Annotated in this window: 12 protein-coding genes; 5 read left to right on the top strand and 7 right to left on the bottom strand. The window is 72.0% G+C overall.

Annotation, left to right across the window (positions count from 1 at the left end; all coding sequences use genetic code 11):
* Positions 1-26: 26 nt before the first annotated feature.
* The 4 genes from OG534_RS24030 to OG534_RS24015 all read right to left on the bottom strand — a co-directional run bounded on the left by OG534_RS24030 (position 27) and on the right by OG534_RS24015 (position 4,895).
* Entirely contained in the window at positions 27-1,169 is a 1,143-nt protein-coding gene (locus OG534_RS24030; protein WP_326590604.1) for an FAD-dependent monooxygenase, read from the bottom strand.
* Positions 1,166-2,125 carry an aromatase/cyclase gene (locus tag OG534_RS24025; RefSeq protein ID WP_326590603.1) on the bottom strand — a complete coding sequence of 320 codons (960 nt, stop codon included), beginning with the start codon at positions 2,123-2,125 and terminating at the stop codon, positions 1,166-1,168. Before OG534_RS24025 ends, OG534_RS24030 begins: the two co-directional genes overlap by 4 nt.
* A gap of 191 nt (positions 2,126-2,316) precedes the next feature.
* Positions 2,317-3,807, bottom strand: coding sequence for an FAD-dependent monooxygenase (locus OG534_RS24020; protein ID WP_326590601.1), 1,491 nt, complete (start codon positions 3,805-3,807; stop codon positions 2,317-2,319).
* Between the two features lie 59 nt (positions 3,808-3,866).
* Complete coding sequence (locus OG534_RS24015; RefSeq protein WP_326590600.1) at positions 3,867-4,895, bottom strand: methyltransferase; 1,029 nt, start codon at positions 4,893-4,895, stop codon at positions 3,867-3,869.
* A gap of 219 nt (positions 4,896-5,114) precedes the next feature.
* Between OG534_RS24015 and fabG the strand changes: the two genes are divergently transcribed.
* Together fabG and OG534_RS24005 are read left to right on the top strand one after the other, a co-directional pair.
* Positions 5,115-5,900, top strand: coding sequence for a 3-oxoacyl-ACP reductase FabG (fabG, locus tag OG534_RS24010; protein WP_326590598.1), 786 nt, complete (start codon positions 5,115-5,117; stop codon positions 5,898-5,900).
* 34 nt (positions 5,901-5,934) lie between these two features.
* Entirely contained in the window at positions 5,935-6,552 is a 618-nt protein-coding gene (locus tag OG534_RS24005; protein WP_326590596.1) for a mycothiol-dependent nitroreductase Rv2466c family protein, read from the top strand.
* A 10-nt stretch (positions 6,553-6,562) separates the two neighbouring features.
* Here the strand turns inward: OG534_RS24005 and OG534_RS24000 are convergent, their stop codons facing one another.
* The 3 genes from OG534_RS24000 to OG534_RS23990 form a co-directional block, all read right to left on the bottom strand.
* Positions 6,563-7,441, bottom strand: a complete 879-nt coding sequence (locus tag OG534_RS24000; RefSeq protein ID WP_326590594.1) for an NmrA/HSCARG family protein — start codon at positions 7,439-7,441, stop codon at positions 6,563-6,565.
* A gap of 90 nt (positions 7,442-7,531) precedes the next feature.
* Positions 7,532-7,801 carry an acyl carrier protein gene (locus OG534_RS23995; RefSeq protein ID WP_326590592.1) on the bottom strand — a complete coding sequence of 90 codons (270 nt, stop codon included), beginning with the start codon at positions 7,799-7,801 and terminating at the stop codon, positions 7,532-7,534.
* Positions 7,802-7,835: 34 nt separating this feature from the next.
* The gene (locus tag OG534_RS23990) at positions 7,836-8,564 is read right to left on the bottom strand and encodes an SDR family oxidoreductase (RefSeq protein ID WP_326590590.1); all 729 of its coding nucleotides are present in this window, start codon (positions 8,562-8,564) and stop codon (positions 7,836-7,838) included.
* A gap of 261 nt (positions 8,565-8,825) precedes the next feature.
* On the opposite strand from OG534_RS23990, the gene OG534_RS23985 reads away from it, so the two are divergent.
* The 3 genes from OG534_RS23985 (at position 8,826) to hemG (ending at position 13,441) form a co-directional block, all read left to right on the top strand.
* Positions 8,826-10,322: an FAD-dependent monooxygenase gene (locus OG534_RS23985; protein WP_326590588.1), complete on the top strand. Its 1,497-nt coding sequence runs from the start codon at positions 8,826-8,828 to the stop codon at positions 10,320-10,322.
* A 49-nt stretch (positions 10,323-10,371) separates the two neighbouring features.
* Positions 10,372-11,841, top strand: a complete 1,470-nt coding sequence (locus OG534_RS23980; RefSeq protein ID WP_326590586.1) for an FAD-dependent monooxygenase — start codon at positions 10,372-10,374, stop codon at positions 11,839-11,841.
* A gap of 121 nt (positions 11,842-11,962) precedes the next feature.
* Positions 11,963-13,441: a protoporphyrinogen oxidase gene (hemG, locus tag OG534_RS23975; RefSeq protein ID WP_326590584.1), complete on the top strand. Its 1,479-nt coding sequence runs from the start codon at positions 11,963-11,965 to the stop codon at positions 13,439-13,441.
* The last annotated feature ends 41 nt before the right edge of the window (positions 13,442-13,482 follow it).

Below are 13,482 nucleotides of genomic sequence, written 5' to 3'. Positions count from 1 at the left end.
TCCTGCCTTCCCTACGTGTCGTTTGGTCAGAGCCGGTGGTCGAGGTTGCTCGCCATCGCCGTCAGATGGGCGCGGACCCGGTCGAGGCCGATCAGCTCGGAGAGGACCGCGCGCAGCGGCTCGGCCTCGGGGCCGCCGAGCATGAGCTGTTCCTGGGCCGCGACGTGGTCGAGCACCCGGGCCGCGACGGGATGCCGTCGGTCGTGGTAGGTGTCGAGGGATCCGGGCGCGGCGCCGCCGTGCACGGCCTCGGCGAGGGCGCGGCCCAGGTCGACCGCGTCCTGGAGCCCGGTGTTGAGCGCCTGGCCGCCGACCGGCGGATGCCAGTGGGCGGCGTCGCCGGCCAGCAGGATCCGGCCGACCCGGTAGGCGTCGGCCTGTCCCTTGGCGTTGTCGAAGGCGTCCAGCCAGAGGGGGGCCGCGCCGGAGACGTCCTCCCCGGTGACCCGCTCCCAGGCCTGCACGACCTCCCCGAAGGCGGGCGGCGCGGTGCGTTCGGCCACGCCCGCGCCGAACGCGTGCACCATCACCCGGGTGACGCCGTCACGGGTCGCGGCGACCGCGAAGCCGCCGGCGAGCCGTTCGAACCGGCGGTCGCGGATCCGCAGTCCCGTGAGGTCGGCCCGCAGCAGTTCCTTCGTCGCGGCCTTCGCCGTCACGGGGAACCCGGCGAGCCGGCGCACCGTGCTGTGGGCGCCGTCGCAGCCCACGACGTACTGCGCCCTGATCCTTGCCGGGCCGTCGGGGCCCTGGATCCGGCACAGGACGTGGTCCGGCCGCTGGGTGAGCCCGGTCAGTTCGTGTGCGCGCAGCACGGTCGCGCCCAGCCGCACGGCGCGTTCGCCCAGGGCGGCCTCGGTGCGGTACTGGGGCACCTTCCAGTTGCCCGCGTACGCGCTGTCGACGGCGGAGAGCGCGAAGCCCAGTCCGCCGAAGTGCGTCCGCGGCTCGTGCGCGGCCTCGGCGAGCAGTGCGTCGAACCCGCGCTCGTGCAGCAGTTCGGCGGTCAGCGTGGTGAGCTGGCTGGCCCGGGACTCCGTCATCGGGCCGGCCAGACGCTCCACGACGACCGCCTGGACCCGGGCCCGCCTCAGCTCGCAGGCCAGCAGGAGCCCGACGGGGCCCGCACCGACGATGACGACCTGCGCATCCGCCCGGGACGGGCTCACTGCGCCGTGCGCCCGCCGCCGAGGCCCTCGGCGTAGGCCTTCGCGAGGCCGAGGGTGGCCAGGCTGTTGCCGCTCAGGGCGGTGCGGACGAACTGCTGCGCGCTCTGCACGGTCGCGTCCTCGCCGAGGACCTTGGCGATGTTCGCGGTGTTGATGCGCACCGTGTGGCGCGACGTCACCGAGACCCCGCCGCCGTCGCGCTCCTCGATGAGCCAGCGCCCGGTGTGCAGTGTCATCAGCGCCGGCAGGACGATCTGCTTGTACACGATGGCGGTCGCGGGCCGGCACACGCGCACGGACCGCGTGGTGTGGGTGCTGCCGTCCTTCGTGCGGGTGTCCATCTCCAGGACCTGCAGGCCGGGTTCGTCTTCCTCCAGCGACACCCGGGCCACGTGCGGCAGCCGCTCCTGCCAGAGCTGCGCCTCGTTGAGGAAGTCGTAGACGTCCTTGCCGTTCCCGTCGACGGTCACGGTGTCGTCGAAGGTGATGAGCTCGTCGGGGCCGGTCGCCTCGGCGCTCGCCTTCAGCGCCTGGAGCTCCGACGCGCTGTTGCGGTCGACGGCCTCGCTGATCCAGTCCAGGTCGGCGGGGTCGTCGGTCGCCGCCCGGAAGTCGTGCAGCAGGCGCACGCGGCACGAGGTGTCGGAGACGGGCTCCACCACCCACGCGCCCCCCATGGAGCCGACCGGTTGCTGCGACCGCTCCTGACGGAACGTCACGCTCATGCCCTCCGGGTCGTGCACGCGCCGGGAGGTCCAGGTCTTGGCGGATCCGTTCGCGGTCGCCCAGAGCCGGATCAGCTCCGTGTCGCCGTCCTTCTCGACGACCTCGGCGTGCACGGTCGGGGGGAAGCTCTCCGGCCACCTGGTGACGTCCGCGACCAGCGCGTACACCAGCTCGGCAGGGGCGGATACGTTGATCTCGTGTTCCGTCTCGCGTATCGCGTTCTCGGTCACGTTCCTTCTCCTCTCGGTAGCGGGGGGCCTCTCGTGCTGTGGCCGGAAAGGTTTGCCGGGTCGCGGCGTCCGGTGCGGTGCATCGCAAGGCGGAGGGCCGCAGCTCGTACTGGACGTACCTGCGCGGTCCGACAACGCGGCGAGGTGCCGTGCCGGGGGCCGTGACCCGGTGAACCTTGCCGGTCACAGCACTAGCGGGCCTCGCCGAACCAGCGCCGCAGCGCGGCCGCGAGACCGCCTCCGTCCGGCGCCGTCCAGGCGATGTAGCCGTCGGGGCGGAGGAGCACCGACTCGGTCGCGGCGCCGGCCTCCTCCGGTCCGGCCGGGAAGCTCTTGACCCGGACCACGTCGACGCGGTCGGACCAGCCGGCGGCGGTCCGGCCCGTGTCGCCGGAGGCGTCGGAGGTGATCAGGACGCCCCGGGCCGGGTGCAGCAGCCGCGCGATCCGGTCCTGGCCGCCGTCGGCGAGCTCCAGCTCGCGGTCGGCCATCCGGGTGCCGAGCAGGGGGTGCGCCGGCCGGTCGGCGCCGGGGCCGTCCGCTTCGTCGCTCCTGTAGGCGATGTCGAACCCGCTCACCGTGCCGGACAGGTGGCGTGCCACCGCCGGGATCGCGATGAGCTCCGCCATGACGCTGCGCATCGGCTCGACCGACCTGCCGGTGAGGTTGAGCGTCCCCTGGGCGAGCGTGTTGCGCAGGACCCGCGCGCCCACCGGATGGCGCTCGGCGTGGTAGGTGTCGAGCAGGCCTTCGGGGGCCCACCCCTTGACCGTCGCCGCCAGCTTCCAGCCGAGGTTGAAGGCGTCCTGCACGCCGACGCTCAGCCCCTGCCCACCGGCGGGCAGGTGGATGTGCGCGGAGTCGCCGGCCAGCAGGACGCGGCCGCGCCGGTACTCGGTGGCCTGGCGGGTGGCGTCGGTGAAGCTGCTCACCCAGCGCGTCTCGCCGTGGTGGATCGAGTCGCCGGTCAGCCGCTGCCAGGCGTCGGCGACCTGGGTGAAGGTCACCTCGCGGCTCCGGTCCGGCGGCGTCCCGTTCTCACAGACGATGATGCGGGTGTAGCCCTGCTCCAGCGGCGCCGCCATGACCATGCCGTTCGGCAGCAGTTCGCCGATCATCCGCGGCTTGATGTCGCAGCCGCTGACGTCCGCCAGGTACATCTCGCGGGTGGCGTCGGAGCCGGCGAACTCGATGCCCACCAGGCGGCGGACGGTGCTGCGCCCGCCGTCACAGCCCACCAGGTAGCGGGCGGAGCACTCCTCGGGGCCGTCGGGCCCCTCGACGACCGCGGTGACGCCGTCACCGGTGTCGGTCAGGCCGGTGAGCTCGTAGCCGCGGCGCAGGGTCACGCCCAGCTCCAGCGCCCGGTCCTCCAGCATTTCCTCGATCTTGTACTGGGGCGCGCCGCGCACTCCGAAGTGCGAGCCTTCCAGCACCCCGTAGTCGATCGGGATGCCGCCGAAGTGCCCCTGCCGGGTGATCTCGATGTTCTCCAGGCGTTCGAGGATCCCGCGCTGGTGGAACATCTCGGTGGCGCGGGCGGTGAAGCCGATGCCGCGCGACTCCCAGCTCCGCTCGGCCCGCTGCTCGAAGACGACGACGCCGGCGCCGCCGAGGCGGAGTTCGGCCGCGAGCGTCAGTCCCGCGGGACCTGCACCGATAACGATGACATCGGTTTCCATGTTTTCCTGTCCTGAGGCTCGACTTCTGCGATGGGGGGACCGGCTGCGCCCGCCGGGGATCAGGCCGGGATCGCCTCGATGATCGAGATCGGCGCGGTGGTGGGGACGGCCCTGGTGACCTTGAAGCCGGCCTTGGCGAACAGCTCGGTGTACTGCGCGAGCGTGCGGTCCTGGGCGCCGAGCATGAGCATCAGCCAGAGGTCGATGGTGTGGCCGAGGTGGTGCTCGTTGTTCTCGGGGAGCACGTACTCGATGACCAGCAGCTTGCCGTCGGGGCCGATCGCCTCGCGCGCGTTGCGCAGCGCGGTCACGGCGTCTTCCTCGGAGAAGTCGTGGATGATGTGCTTGAAGACGTAGGCGTCGGCGCCCGACGGCAGCTTGTCGAGGGGGCCGCCGTGCTCGATCGTGAGCCGGTCCGCCACGCCGGCCGCCTCGAAGAGCGCCGGCGAGTCCGCGGTCGCGACCTCGGAGTCGAACAGCACGCCCTTGACGTCCGGCGCCTGCTGGAGGATGCCCGCGAGCAGGCTGCCGCGCCCGGCGATGACGTCCACCACGGTGCCGAACCCGGAGAAGTCGTAGGCGGCCAGGATCGGGTCGGTCTCCGACTCCGAGAGCTGACCGAACGCCTGGAAGAAGACGCCCATGTACGCGGGGTTCGCCTGGAAGTAGTCCAGTGCGCCCATGCCGCGCAGCTTCGGCAGGTTGGGCTCGCCGGTCTCCACGGTGGTGAACAGGTGGCCCCACTCCTCCCACAGCAGCGGGTGGCTCATGAGCAGGGCGAAGCCGCGCATCGAGTCCGGGACGTCGTCACGGAGCTTGTCGGAAAGCGGCGTCTGCTCGAACCGGCCGTCCGGACGGACCGCGAACAGGCCGTGGCCGCTGAGCGCGCGCAGGATCCGGTGGGTCGCCTTCGCGTCGGCTCCGACCCGCTTGGAGATGTCCTCCACGGAGAGCGGCCCGTCGGCGAGGACGTCCGCGATGCCGAGCTTGGCCGCGACGGAAATCGCCTGGGTGACGACGGCCCCCTGAATGAGATCGAGCAGCGAGTACGAGAGCGACTGGTCGCGGACCTCGGACGATTCGGGCATGACTTTCCTTCCAGAGCGCCTTATTCGTGGATTCCAGACACTAGGTCGACGCTTCTCGGACCCGCAACTCCCGGCCTTTATTGAATTTTTTCCTCGAACGTTCAACCGGAGAATGTGGGCGGTTGAACGGAGTTACCTCCACCGGCACTCGACCGGTAATCCGGGCTTCTTTGTCAGCTTGTTCCGACCCTACATACACCCGGAGAAGGAGCAGGCGGAATGGCGGACAACGACCAGCAGGTGGCGCTGATCACCGGTGGGACGAGCGGAATAGGCCTGGCCATCGCCGAGAACCTCGCGGGCCAGGGGCTCACGGTCTTCCTCTGCGCGCGGAACCCCGAGACCGTCCGGGAGACGGTCGACAAGCTCCGGGCGGACGGCCACGCGGCCGACGGCCTGGCCGCCGACGTGCGCAAGCCCGAGGACGTCGCCCGCCTCGTCGACACGGTCGTGGAGCGGTACGGACGGGTGGACGTCCTCGTCAACAACGCCGGCCGCAGCGGTGGCGGCGCGACCGCGGAGATCGCGGACGAGCTCTGGTACGACGTGATCGACACCAACCTGAACAGCGTCTTCCTGATGACGCGCGCGGTGCTCAAGGCGGGCAACCCCGTCGAGCGCGGCTGGGGCCGGATCATCAACATCGCCTCGACCGGCGGCAAGCAGGGCGTCGTGCTCGGCGCGCCCTACTCGGCGTCCAAGCACGGTGTCATCGGCTTCACGAAGGCCCTGGGGCTCGAACTCGCGAAGACGGGCGTCACGGTCAACGCCGTCTGCCCCGGCTACGTGGAGACCCCGATGGCGCAGCGGGTGCGGCAGGGTTACGCCGCCCACTTCGAGACGACCGAGGAGGCGATCCTCGAACGCTTCGAGGCGAAGATCCCGCTCGGCCGCTACTCCACCCCCGAGGAGGTGGCCGGCCTCGTCTCCTACCTGGTCTCCGACGCGGCGGCACCCGTGACCGCGCAGGCGATCAACGTCTGCGGCGGCCTCGGAAACTACTGATCCCCGCCCGCAGAACACATCAAGGAGGACGACGTTGCCGCACGACACCCCGACCCCGGTGGACTTCTGGTTCGACCCGACCTGTCCCTGGGCGTGGCTGACCTCCCGCTGGATCCTCGAGGTCGCGCGGCAACGGCCCCTCGACCTGCGCTGGCACATCATGAGCCTGACCGTGCTCAACGAGGGGCGCGCCGACCTGCCCGAGCGCTGGCACCGCGACCTGGCCCTGCGCATGGAGCCGGTACGGATCTGCGCCGCCGCCGAGGACCGTCACGGATCCGAGGTGCTGGGCCGGCTGTACGCCGAACTCGGCACCCGGTTCCACCTGGCGAAGGCGCCCAAGGAACGGGCCACGTACGAGGCGGCCCTGGCCGCCTCGGGCCTCGACCCCGCCCTCGCCGACGCGGCCGGGTCCGACGCGTTCGACGCCGCGGTGCGCGCTTCGCACCACGACGGCATCGGCCGCGTCGGCACCGATGTGGGCACCCCTGTCATCGCGGTGGGGGACGTCGCGTTCTTCGGCCCCGTGGTGACACCGACCCCGCGCGGCGAAGCCGCGGTGAAGCTCTGGGACGGTGTGCTCGCCGTGGCCGCGACCGACGGGTTCTTCGAACTCAAGCGCACCCGCACCCGCGATCCGATCTTCACCTGAGGTCCACCGGTCAGTGTCCGGACGCAACCAGGGGAGCGGTCCAGTGGGTGCTCAGCCAGGTCTCCAGGGAGACGAGGTCCGGCCTGATCCGGCGCAGTTCGGGCAGGTCGGCGTGGTAGCCGTCACGCTCGAACCAGTCGAACATGTTGGCGAGGTCCTCGCGGGCCGCGCGCAGCGGCTCGATGGGCAGCTGCCGGAAGCGGGTCGGGACACCGGACACGGCCTCGAACGCCGCGGCCATCTGGGGTCCGGTCAGGTCGTCGCCGGCGATCTCGACCACCCGGCCGAGCCAGCCGTCCCGGTCCTCGAAGGCGTCCGCGGCGAACTTGCCGATGTCGCTCGGCGCGATGAGCTGCACCGAGGTCTCCGGGTCCAGCCACATGGACAGGACGAGCTCGCCCTCCACCGCGCGCGGGGCTATGTCGAGGAGGATGTCGTGGAACGCGACCGGCCGCAGCACCGTCAACGGCAGGTCCAGCGTCTGCAGGTACTGCTCGATCTTCAGCTTGCTCTCGAAGTGCGGGACCCGGGTGTCCCGGTCCGCGCCGCCGACCGAGCTGTAGACGAAGTGCCCCACCCCGGCGCGGACCGCGGCGTCGGCCACCGCCCTGCCCTGGCGCTCCTCCGCCTCGACCCCGCCCGGTCCCCGGAACGTCTGGACGCTGAACACCCCGTGGACGCCCTCCATCGCCGCCGCCAGCGACGCCTCGTCGTCCAGGTCGCCGCGGACCAGGACGGCGCCCGCCTCGGCGAGCGCCCGCGCCTCCTCCTTGCCCGGGTCGCGGACCAGGGCGTGCACGGTCCGCCCGCGCCGCAGCAGTTCGCGGGCCACCGCCCCGCCCTGCCGGCCGGTACCGCCCAGCACCAGGATCGTTCCCTCAACCGTCACTGTCTCTCTCCATGTCTGTTGTCCGCCGGGTCCCCGCCCGGCGCGACGATCGGTTGTGATGGCCGCGAACGGCCTCGGTCCGTCACGGGATCAGACCGCCGACATCACCTTCAGCTGCAGCAGCGAGTTGACGAACTCGACGAGTTCCCGGGCGGTGTTCATCAGGCCGACCTCGTCCTCGGAGAGCTCGACGCCGAAGTCCCGCTCGATCCTGCTGTGCGTCTCCAGCAGCGCGAGGGAGTCGTACCCCAGCTCGTCGAAGGGGCGGTCGGGCGCCTGCTCGAGCGGCAGCGCGTCCTCGGCCTCGCCCGCGCACTGGTGCAGGATGGTCTGGAGGTCGCTGATCGTGATCTGGAGCACAGCCATTCCTCTTCTCTGTTGATGCCGTTCCGCGCTACCACGGAACGGGTCCGTCGTCCGCCAGGCACGCGCCTGACGGGCCGGCCTCGTCCAGCAGGGCGAGCCGGACCGCGATCACCGCTCCTTCGGCTGGTGTCCGGTGACCGCGGTGGTGGTTGATGTCGGTGGCCACCACTCCGGGGAGGGCGGCGTTGACCTTGATCGGGGTCCCGCGCAGCTCTTTCGCGTACGCGACCGTGACCGCGTTCAGCGCGGTCTTCGAGGACTGGTAGGCGATCATGTCGAGGCCCGCCAGCGGGGACCCCGGATCCGAGTTCAGGGTCAGCGACCCCACGTGGCTGGACAGGTTGACGACGCGGCCGGCCGGGGAGAGGCGCAGCAGCGGCAGCAGGGCGTGGGTCACGGTGACCACGCCGAAGACGTTGGTCTCGTAGACCTCCCGCAGGTCGGCGGCGGTCGCCTCGCCCGACGCCCCGGTGAAACCGCCCGCGACGCCGGCGTTGTTCACCAGGATGTCCAGGCGTCGGTACCGCCGTTCGATCTCGCGGGCGGCCTCGGCCACGGAGGCCGGGTCGGTCACGTCGAGCCGGAGCGGTACCGCCGTGATGCCGTCGCCGGCCAGCGTGTCGGCTGCCTGCTTGCCGAGCACCTCGTCCCGCGCACCGACGAGGACGACGATCCCCTGCTCACCGAGCTGCCGCGCGATGGCGAATCCGATGCCCTTGTTGGCGCCCGTGATGAGCGCGATCTTCTCGACCGGCACGTCTTTTCCCTTCGTGAGGGGCGTTCTGCTTCAGGCGCCCCGTGAATTTCTCATGCCCGCAGATTAGTAAGAGGTGAAAGTCGGGGGCACCTCCTACATTGCCATTCGGTCCCAGCGTTCAAGCGTTCATGTCCGCGTTCAAGCACAAGAATTCCTCGGTTGAACGCTCCACCGGCGCACGCATTCGACTCATTGCGGCCGAACATGGCGCTGGGTAGCTTCACAACGGCCAACCATTGCCACAGCGCAGAAGGCCTGAATATGAAAACAACTGACGTCATAGTGGTCGGCGCGGGGCCTGTCGGCCTGATGCTGGCCGGGGAACTCCGCCTCGGCGGAGTGGACGTGGTCGTCTACGACAAACTGCCCGCACCGAGCGGGGAATCCCGCGCCCTCGGCTTCAACCGGCGGGCCGCCGAATCCCTGGGCCAGCGCGGGCTGCTCCCCCGGCTGGGCGAGTTCCGCTGGGGCCCCATGGGGCACTTCGGCGGGGTCCGCTTCGACCTCGGCATGCTCGACGAGGACCACAGCGGCGTGCTCGGTCTGTCCCAGGCCAGGACCGAGGAGGCACTGAGCGGCTGGCTGGCCGACCTCGGCGTCCCGGTGCGCCGCGGCCACGAGGTGACCGCACTGCGCGAGACCCCCGAGGGCGTCGTGGTCTCCTTCGCCGGCCCCGACGGCCCCGGCGAGGAGCACGCCGCCTACCTGGTCGGCTGCGACGGCGCGGGAAGCACCGTCCGCGCGCTGGCCGGCATCCCGGCGCCCGGCTGGGAGGCCACCCGGGGCATGTACACCGCGGAGATCACCGGCGTCGCCCTGCGCCCGCGTCCCATCGGCGAGCGCCTCCCCGGCGGCAGCATGGTCGTGTGCACACCGCTGGGCGAGGGCCGCTTCCGCGTCGTCATCCACGACCTGGCGCTGCCGGCCCGTCCGGACCCGGAGTCGCTGACGTTCGCGCAGGTGGCCGACGCGTGGCAGAAGCTCACCGGCGAGTCCATCCACCACGCGGAACCCCAGTGGCTGTGGGCCTGCGGCAACTCCGCCGCGCTGGCCGAGGAGTACCGGCGCGGCCGGGTGCTCCTGGCGGGCGACGCCGCGCACGAGATCCCGCCGCTGGCCGCGTGGGGACTCAGCGCCGGCCTGCAGGACGCCGCGAACCTCGGCTGGAAGCTGGCGGCGACGGTCAAGGGCTGGGCGCCCGAGGGTCTGCTCGACACCTACCACGCCGAACGCCACCCGGTCGGACGGGAGTTGATCCGCAACGCCCGGGCCGCGGCGAAGGTCTACCTCGGCGAGGACACCATGAACCCGGTCCGCGAGGTCATGGGCGAGCTGCTGGCCCACAAGGGAGCGGCGGAGCAGGTCGCCGGGATCGTCAGCGGCCTCGGCATCCGCTACGGCCTGGGCAAGGGCGACCACCCCCTCCTCGGCCTGCGCATGCCGCCGGAACGCGAACTCACCCTCCCCGACGGCACCCGCACCCGCATCGCCGACCTCCTGCACACCGGACGCGGCCTGCTCATCACCACCGGCAGCACGGCGGACAGCACCGCCGGACAGCTCGCGAACGACCTCGCCGACCGGATCGACACCGTCACCGGCACCTGGACCACCCCGCCCGACCCCGCCCTCGACACCGTCCTCATCCGCCCCGACGGCTACGTCGCCTGGACCTCCCCCGGCACCACCGACGACCTCACCGAGACCCTCCACCGCTGGTTCGGCACAGCCGGCGTCCCGCAGCCCGCCGACCGGTGACCGTGACCGGCGGCATCGACGGAACCCCCAGCAGAAGAGGAGCGTACGCATGGCCAGGGATGTAATCGTCGTCGGAGCGGGCCCGGTCGGGCTGATGACGGCAGGCGAGCTCAAGCTCCGCGGCGTGGACGTCGTCGTCTACGAACGGCTGCCCGCCCCGCCGCGGGAGTCGCGCGGCGCGAGCTTCACCAAGCGCACCGCCGAGTGTTTCGACCAGCGGGGCCTGCTCGGCCGGCTCGGCGCGACCGAGCCCGCCGACAGCCACTTCGGCGGGGTCCGCATCGACCTCGGCGGGCTGGCGCAGGACCACTACGGGCACCGGGGCATCTCCCAGTTCCGCACCGAGCGGATGCTGGAGGGCTGGGTGACCGAACTCGGCGTGCCGATCCTGCGCGGCTACGAGGTGACCGGCTTCCACGAGACCGACGGCGCCGTCGTGGTGACCGTCGACGGCCCCGAGGGCCACCGGGAGGAATCGGCCCGCTACCTGATCGGCTGTGACGGCGGGCGGAGTTCGGTCCGCAAGCTGGCCGGGATCGGCTTCCCCGGCACCGACGGCCGGCGCGGCTTCTTCACCGCCGACGTCACCGGCATCGACACCCGCAAGCGGCGGATCGGCGAGGACCTGCCGGGCGGCAGCATGGTCATGGCGATGGACCTGGAGAACGGCGTCACCCGGGTCGTGGTCCACGAGGCCGGCACGCCGCCGCGCGATCGGGACTCGCTCACCTTCGCCGACCTCGCCGATGCCTGGCAGCGGCTCACCGGCGAGTCCATCCACCACGGGACGTGCCGCTGGATCAGCTGCTTCACCGACGCCTCACGGGCCGCCGCCGCGTACCGGCGCGGCCGGGTGTTCCTGGCGGGCGACGCCGCGCACGTGCAGCCCCCGGCCATGGCGCAGGGCCTGAGCGTGGGCGTCCAGGACGCGGTGAACCTCGGCTGGAAGCTGGCGGCGACGGTCAAGGGCTGGGCGCCGGAGGGTCTGCTCGACACCTACCACGCCGAACGCCACCCCATCGGGGAGCAGTTGGCGCGCAACGCCCGCGCGGCGATCGAACTGCGGCTCACCGGAGAGGACATGGACCCGGTCCGCGACATCATGGCCGAGCTGGTCTCCCACGCCGACGCCGCCGAGCACCTGGCCGGCATGCTGAGCAACCTCGGCGTCCGCTACGACCTGGGCAAGGGCGACCACCCCCTGCTCGGCCTGCGCATGCCGCCGGAACGCGAACTCACCCTCCCCGACGGCACCCGCACCCGCATCGCCGACCTCCTGCACACCGGACGCGGCCTGCTCATCACCACCGGCAGCACGACCGACGCCACGACCGGACAGCTCGCGAACGACCTCGCCGACCGGATCGACACAGTCACCGGCACCTGGACCACCCGGCCCGACCCCGCCCTCGACACCGTCCTCATCCGCCCCGACGGCTACGTCGCCTGGACCTCCCCCGGCACCACCGACGACCTCACCGAGGCCCTCCACCGCTGGTTCGGCACGGCCGGCGTTTAGGGTCCAGCCGCCCTCGACCGGGGTTCGGGGGTTCCCGGAAAGACTGCCAAAACCTGTCCCAGCGCCGCCCGTCGGCGCGGGGACGGCTCTACGACACCGTAACCATGAAGGAGCTGGTGGAATGGCTGGGAGCGAACGGGATCAGGCGAGCGGCAAGCCCCATGTGGTCATCGTCGGGGGTGGTATCGCGGGACTGTCGGCGGCGTTCCATCTGCGCAACGAGCCGGTCCGGGTGACGCTCTTGGAGGGGTCCTCGCGGATCGGCGGGAAGCTGTCGGTCTCCGAGGTGGCGGGCGTCGCGGTCGACGAGGGCGCCGAGTCGCTGTACGCCAACCGCCGCAAGACCACCGGACTGATCAAGGAAGCCGGGCTCGGCGACCGCATCATGTCGGCCGGTGTCACCGCGTCGGCGATCTGGACCAGGGACGAGATCCGGCAGCAGCCCGACCGCCAGTTCATGGGCGTGCCCTGTGACCTGGACGACCTCGCCCGGTCCGGCGTGCTGTCCGCCGCCGGCCTCGACCGCGCGCGGCAGGATCTCGCACTGCCCTCGTTCGACCGGGACGGCGACGTCTCGGTCGCGTCGTACGTCGGGGGGCGGCTCGGCCAGGAGGTCGTCGACCGCCTCGTCGACCCGTTCCTCGCCGGTGTGTTCTCCGGCCGTGCCGAGGACCTGTCGTTCGAGGCCACGCTGACCCCGCTGGCCATGGCGGCCCGCAGTCACGTCTCGCTCGCGGACGCGGCGGGCTCGCTGACGCCGCAGCTCGCGGAGGGGGAGAAGCCGCCGCCGGTGAGCGTCGCCACCCTCGAGGGCGGGTTCGGTTCGCTGCCGCCCGCGCTCGTACGGGACGTACTGGCAGCGGCGCCGGACGCGTCGCTGCGCACCGGGGCGGCCGTCAGGGAGCTGGCGCGGACCGCGGACGGCTGGCGGCTGACGCTGGGCCCGGTCACCGACCCGGAGTACATCGAGGCGGACGCCGTCATCGTCGCGGTTCCGGCCGGCCCCGCGAGCCGGCTGCTCGCCGGGGTGCCCGGGACCGGCGCCGCCGTCTCGGCGCTCGCCGAGGTCCCGTACGCGAGCGTGGCCACGGTCACCCTCGCCTACCCCCGCGCGGCGTTCCCCGGCGGGCTCGCCGGCCGGGGGTACGCCGCCTACCGGGTGCCCGCGGTGGAGGGGAAGCTGGTCAAGGAAGTCACCTTCACGACGGTGAAGTGGCCGCACCTGGCGGGCGAGGTGGAGATCGTCCGCTGCGCGCTCGGGCGGTTCGGCGAGGAGCACCTGCTGCAGCGCGACGACGCCGATCTCGTGGCGGTGGCGGCGGCCGAGCTCGCCGCGGCCACCGGAGTGACCGGCGGTCCGGTGGCGACCCGGGTGAGCCGCTGGGACGACGCCCTGCCGCAGTACACCGTCGGCCACCTGGACCGGGTGAAGCGGATCCGCGAGTCGGTGGCGACGCAGCCCGGACTCGCGGTGTGCGGCGCCCTGTACGACGGCGTGGGCGTCGGCGTCTGCATGACCACGGCGCGCAAGGCCGCCGACCAGGTCCTCACCTGGCTGAAGAAGGAAGCCGCCACCCGTTCGGTCGCGGTCGGAGTCTGAGGAAAGCCGCCCGGAACGGATCCGTTCCGGGCACAGAAAGT

It is taken from the genome of Streptomyces sp. NBC_01294 (assembly GCF_035917235.1).
Lineage (GTDB): Bacteria > Actinomycetota > Actinomycetes > Streptomycetales > Streptomycetaceae > Streptomyces > Streptomyces caledonius.
Note: the sequence above shows the minus strand (reverse complement) of the source record. Positions and strands in the feature narration are given on the sequence as shown.

Coding starts and splice junctions, on each gene's coding strand:
- fabG (WP_326590598.1), top strand. CDS start 5,115: ATGGCGGACAACGACCAGCAGGTGGCGCTGATCACCGGTGGGACGAGC.
- OG534_RS23985 (WP_326590588.1), top strand. CDS start 8,826: ATGAAAACAACTGACGTCATAGTGGTCGGCGCGGGGCCTGTCGGCCTG.
- hemG (WP_326590584.1), top strand. CDS start 11,963: ATGGCTGGGAGCGAACGGGATCAGGCGAGCGGCAAGCCCCATGTGGTC.
- OG534_RS24020 (WP_326590601.1), bottom strand. CDS start 3,807: ATGGAAACCGATGTCATCGTTATCGGTGCAGGTCCCGCGGGACTGACG.
- OG534_RS23980 (WP_326590586.1), top strand. CDS start 10,372: ATGGCCAGGGATGTAATCGTCGTCGGAGCGGGCCCGGTCGGGCTGATG.
- OG534_RS24015 (WP_326590600.1), bottom strand. CDS start 4,895: ATGCCCGAATCGTCCGAGGTCCGCGACCAGTCGCTCTCGTACTCGCTG.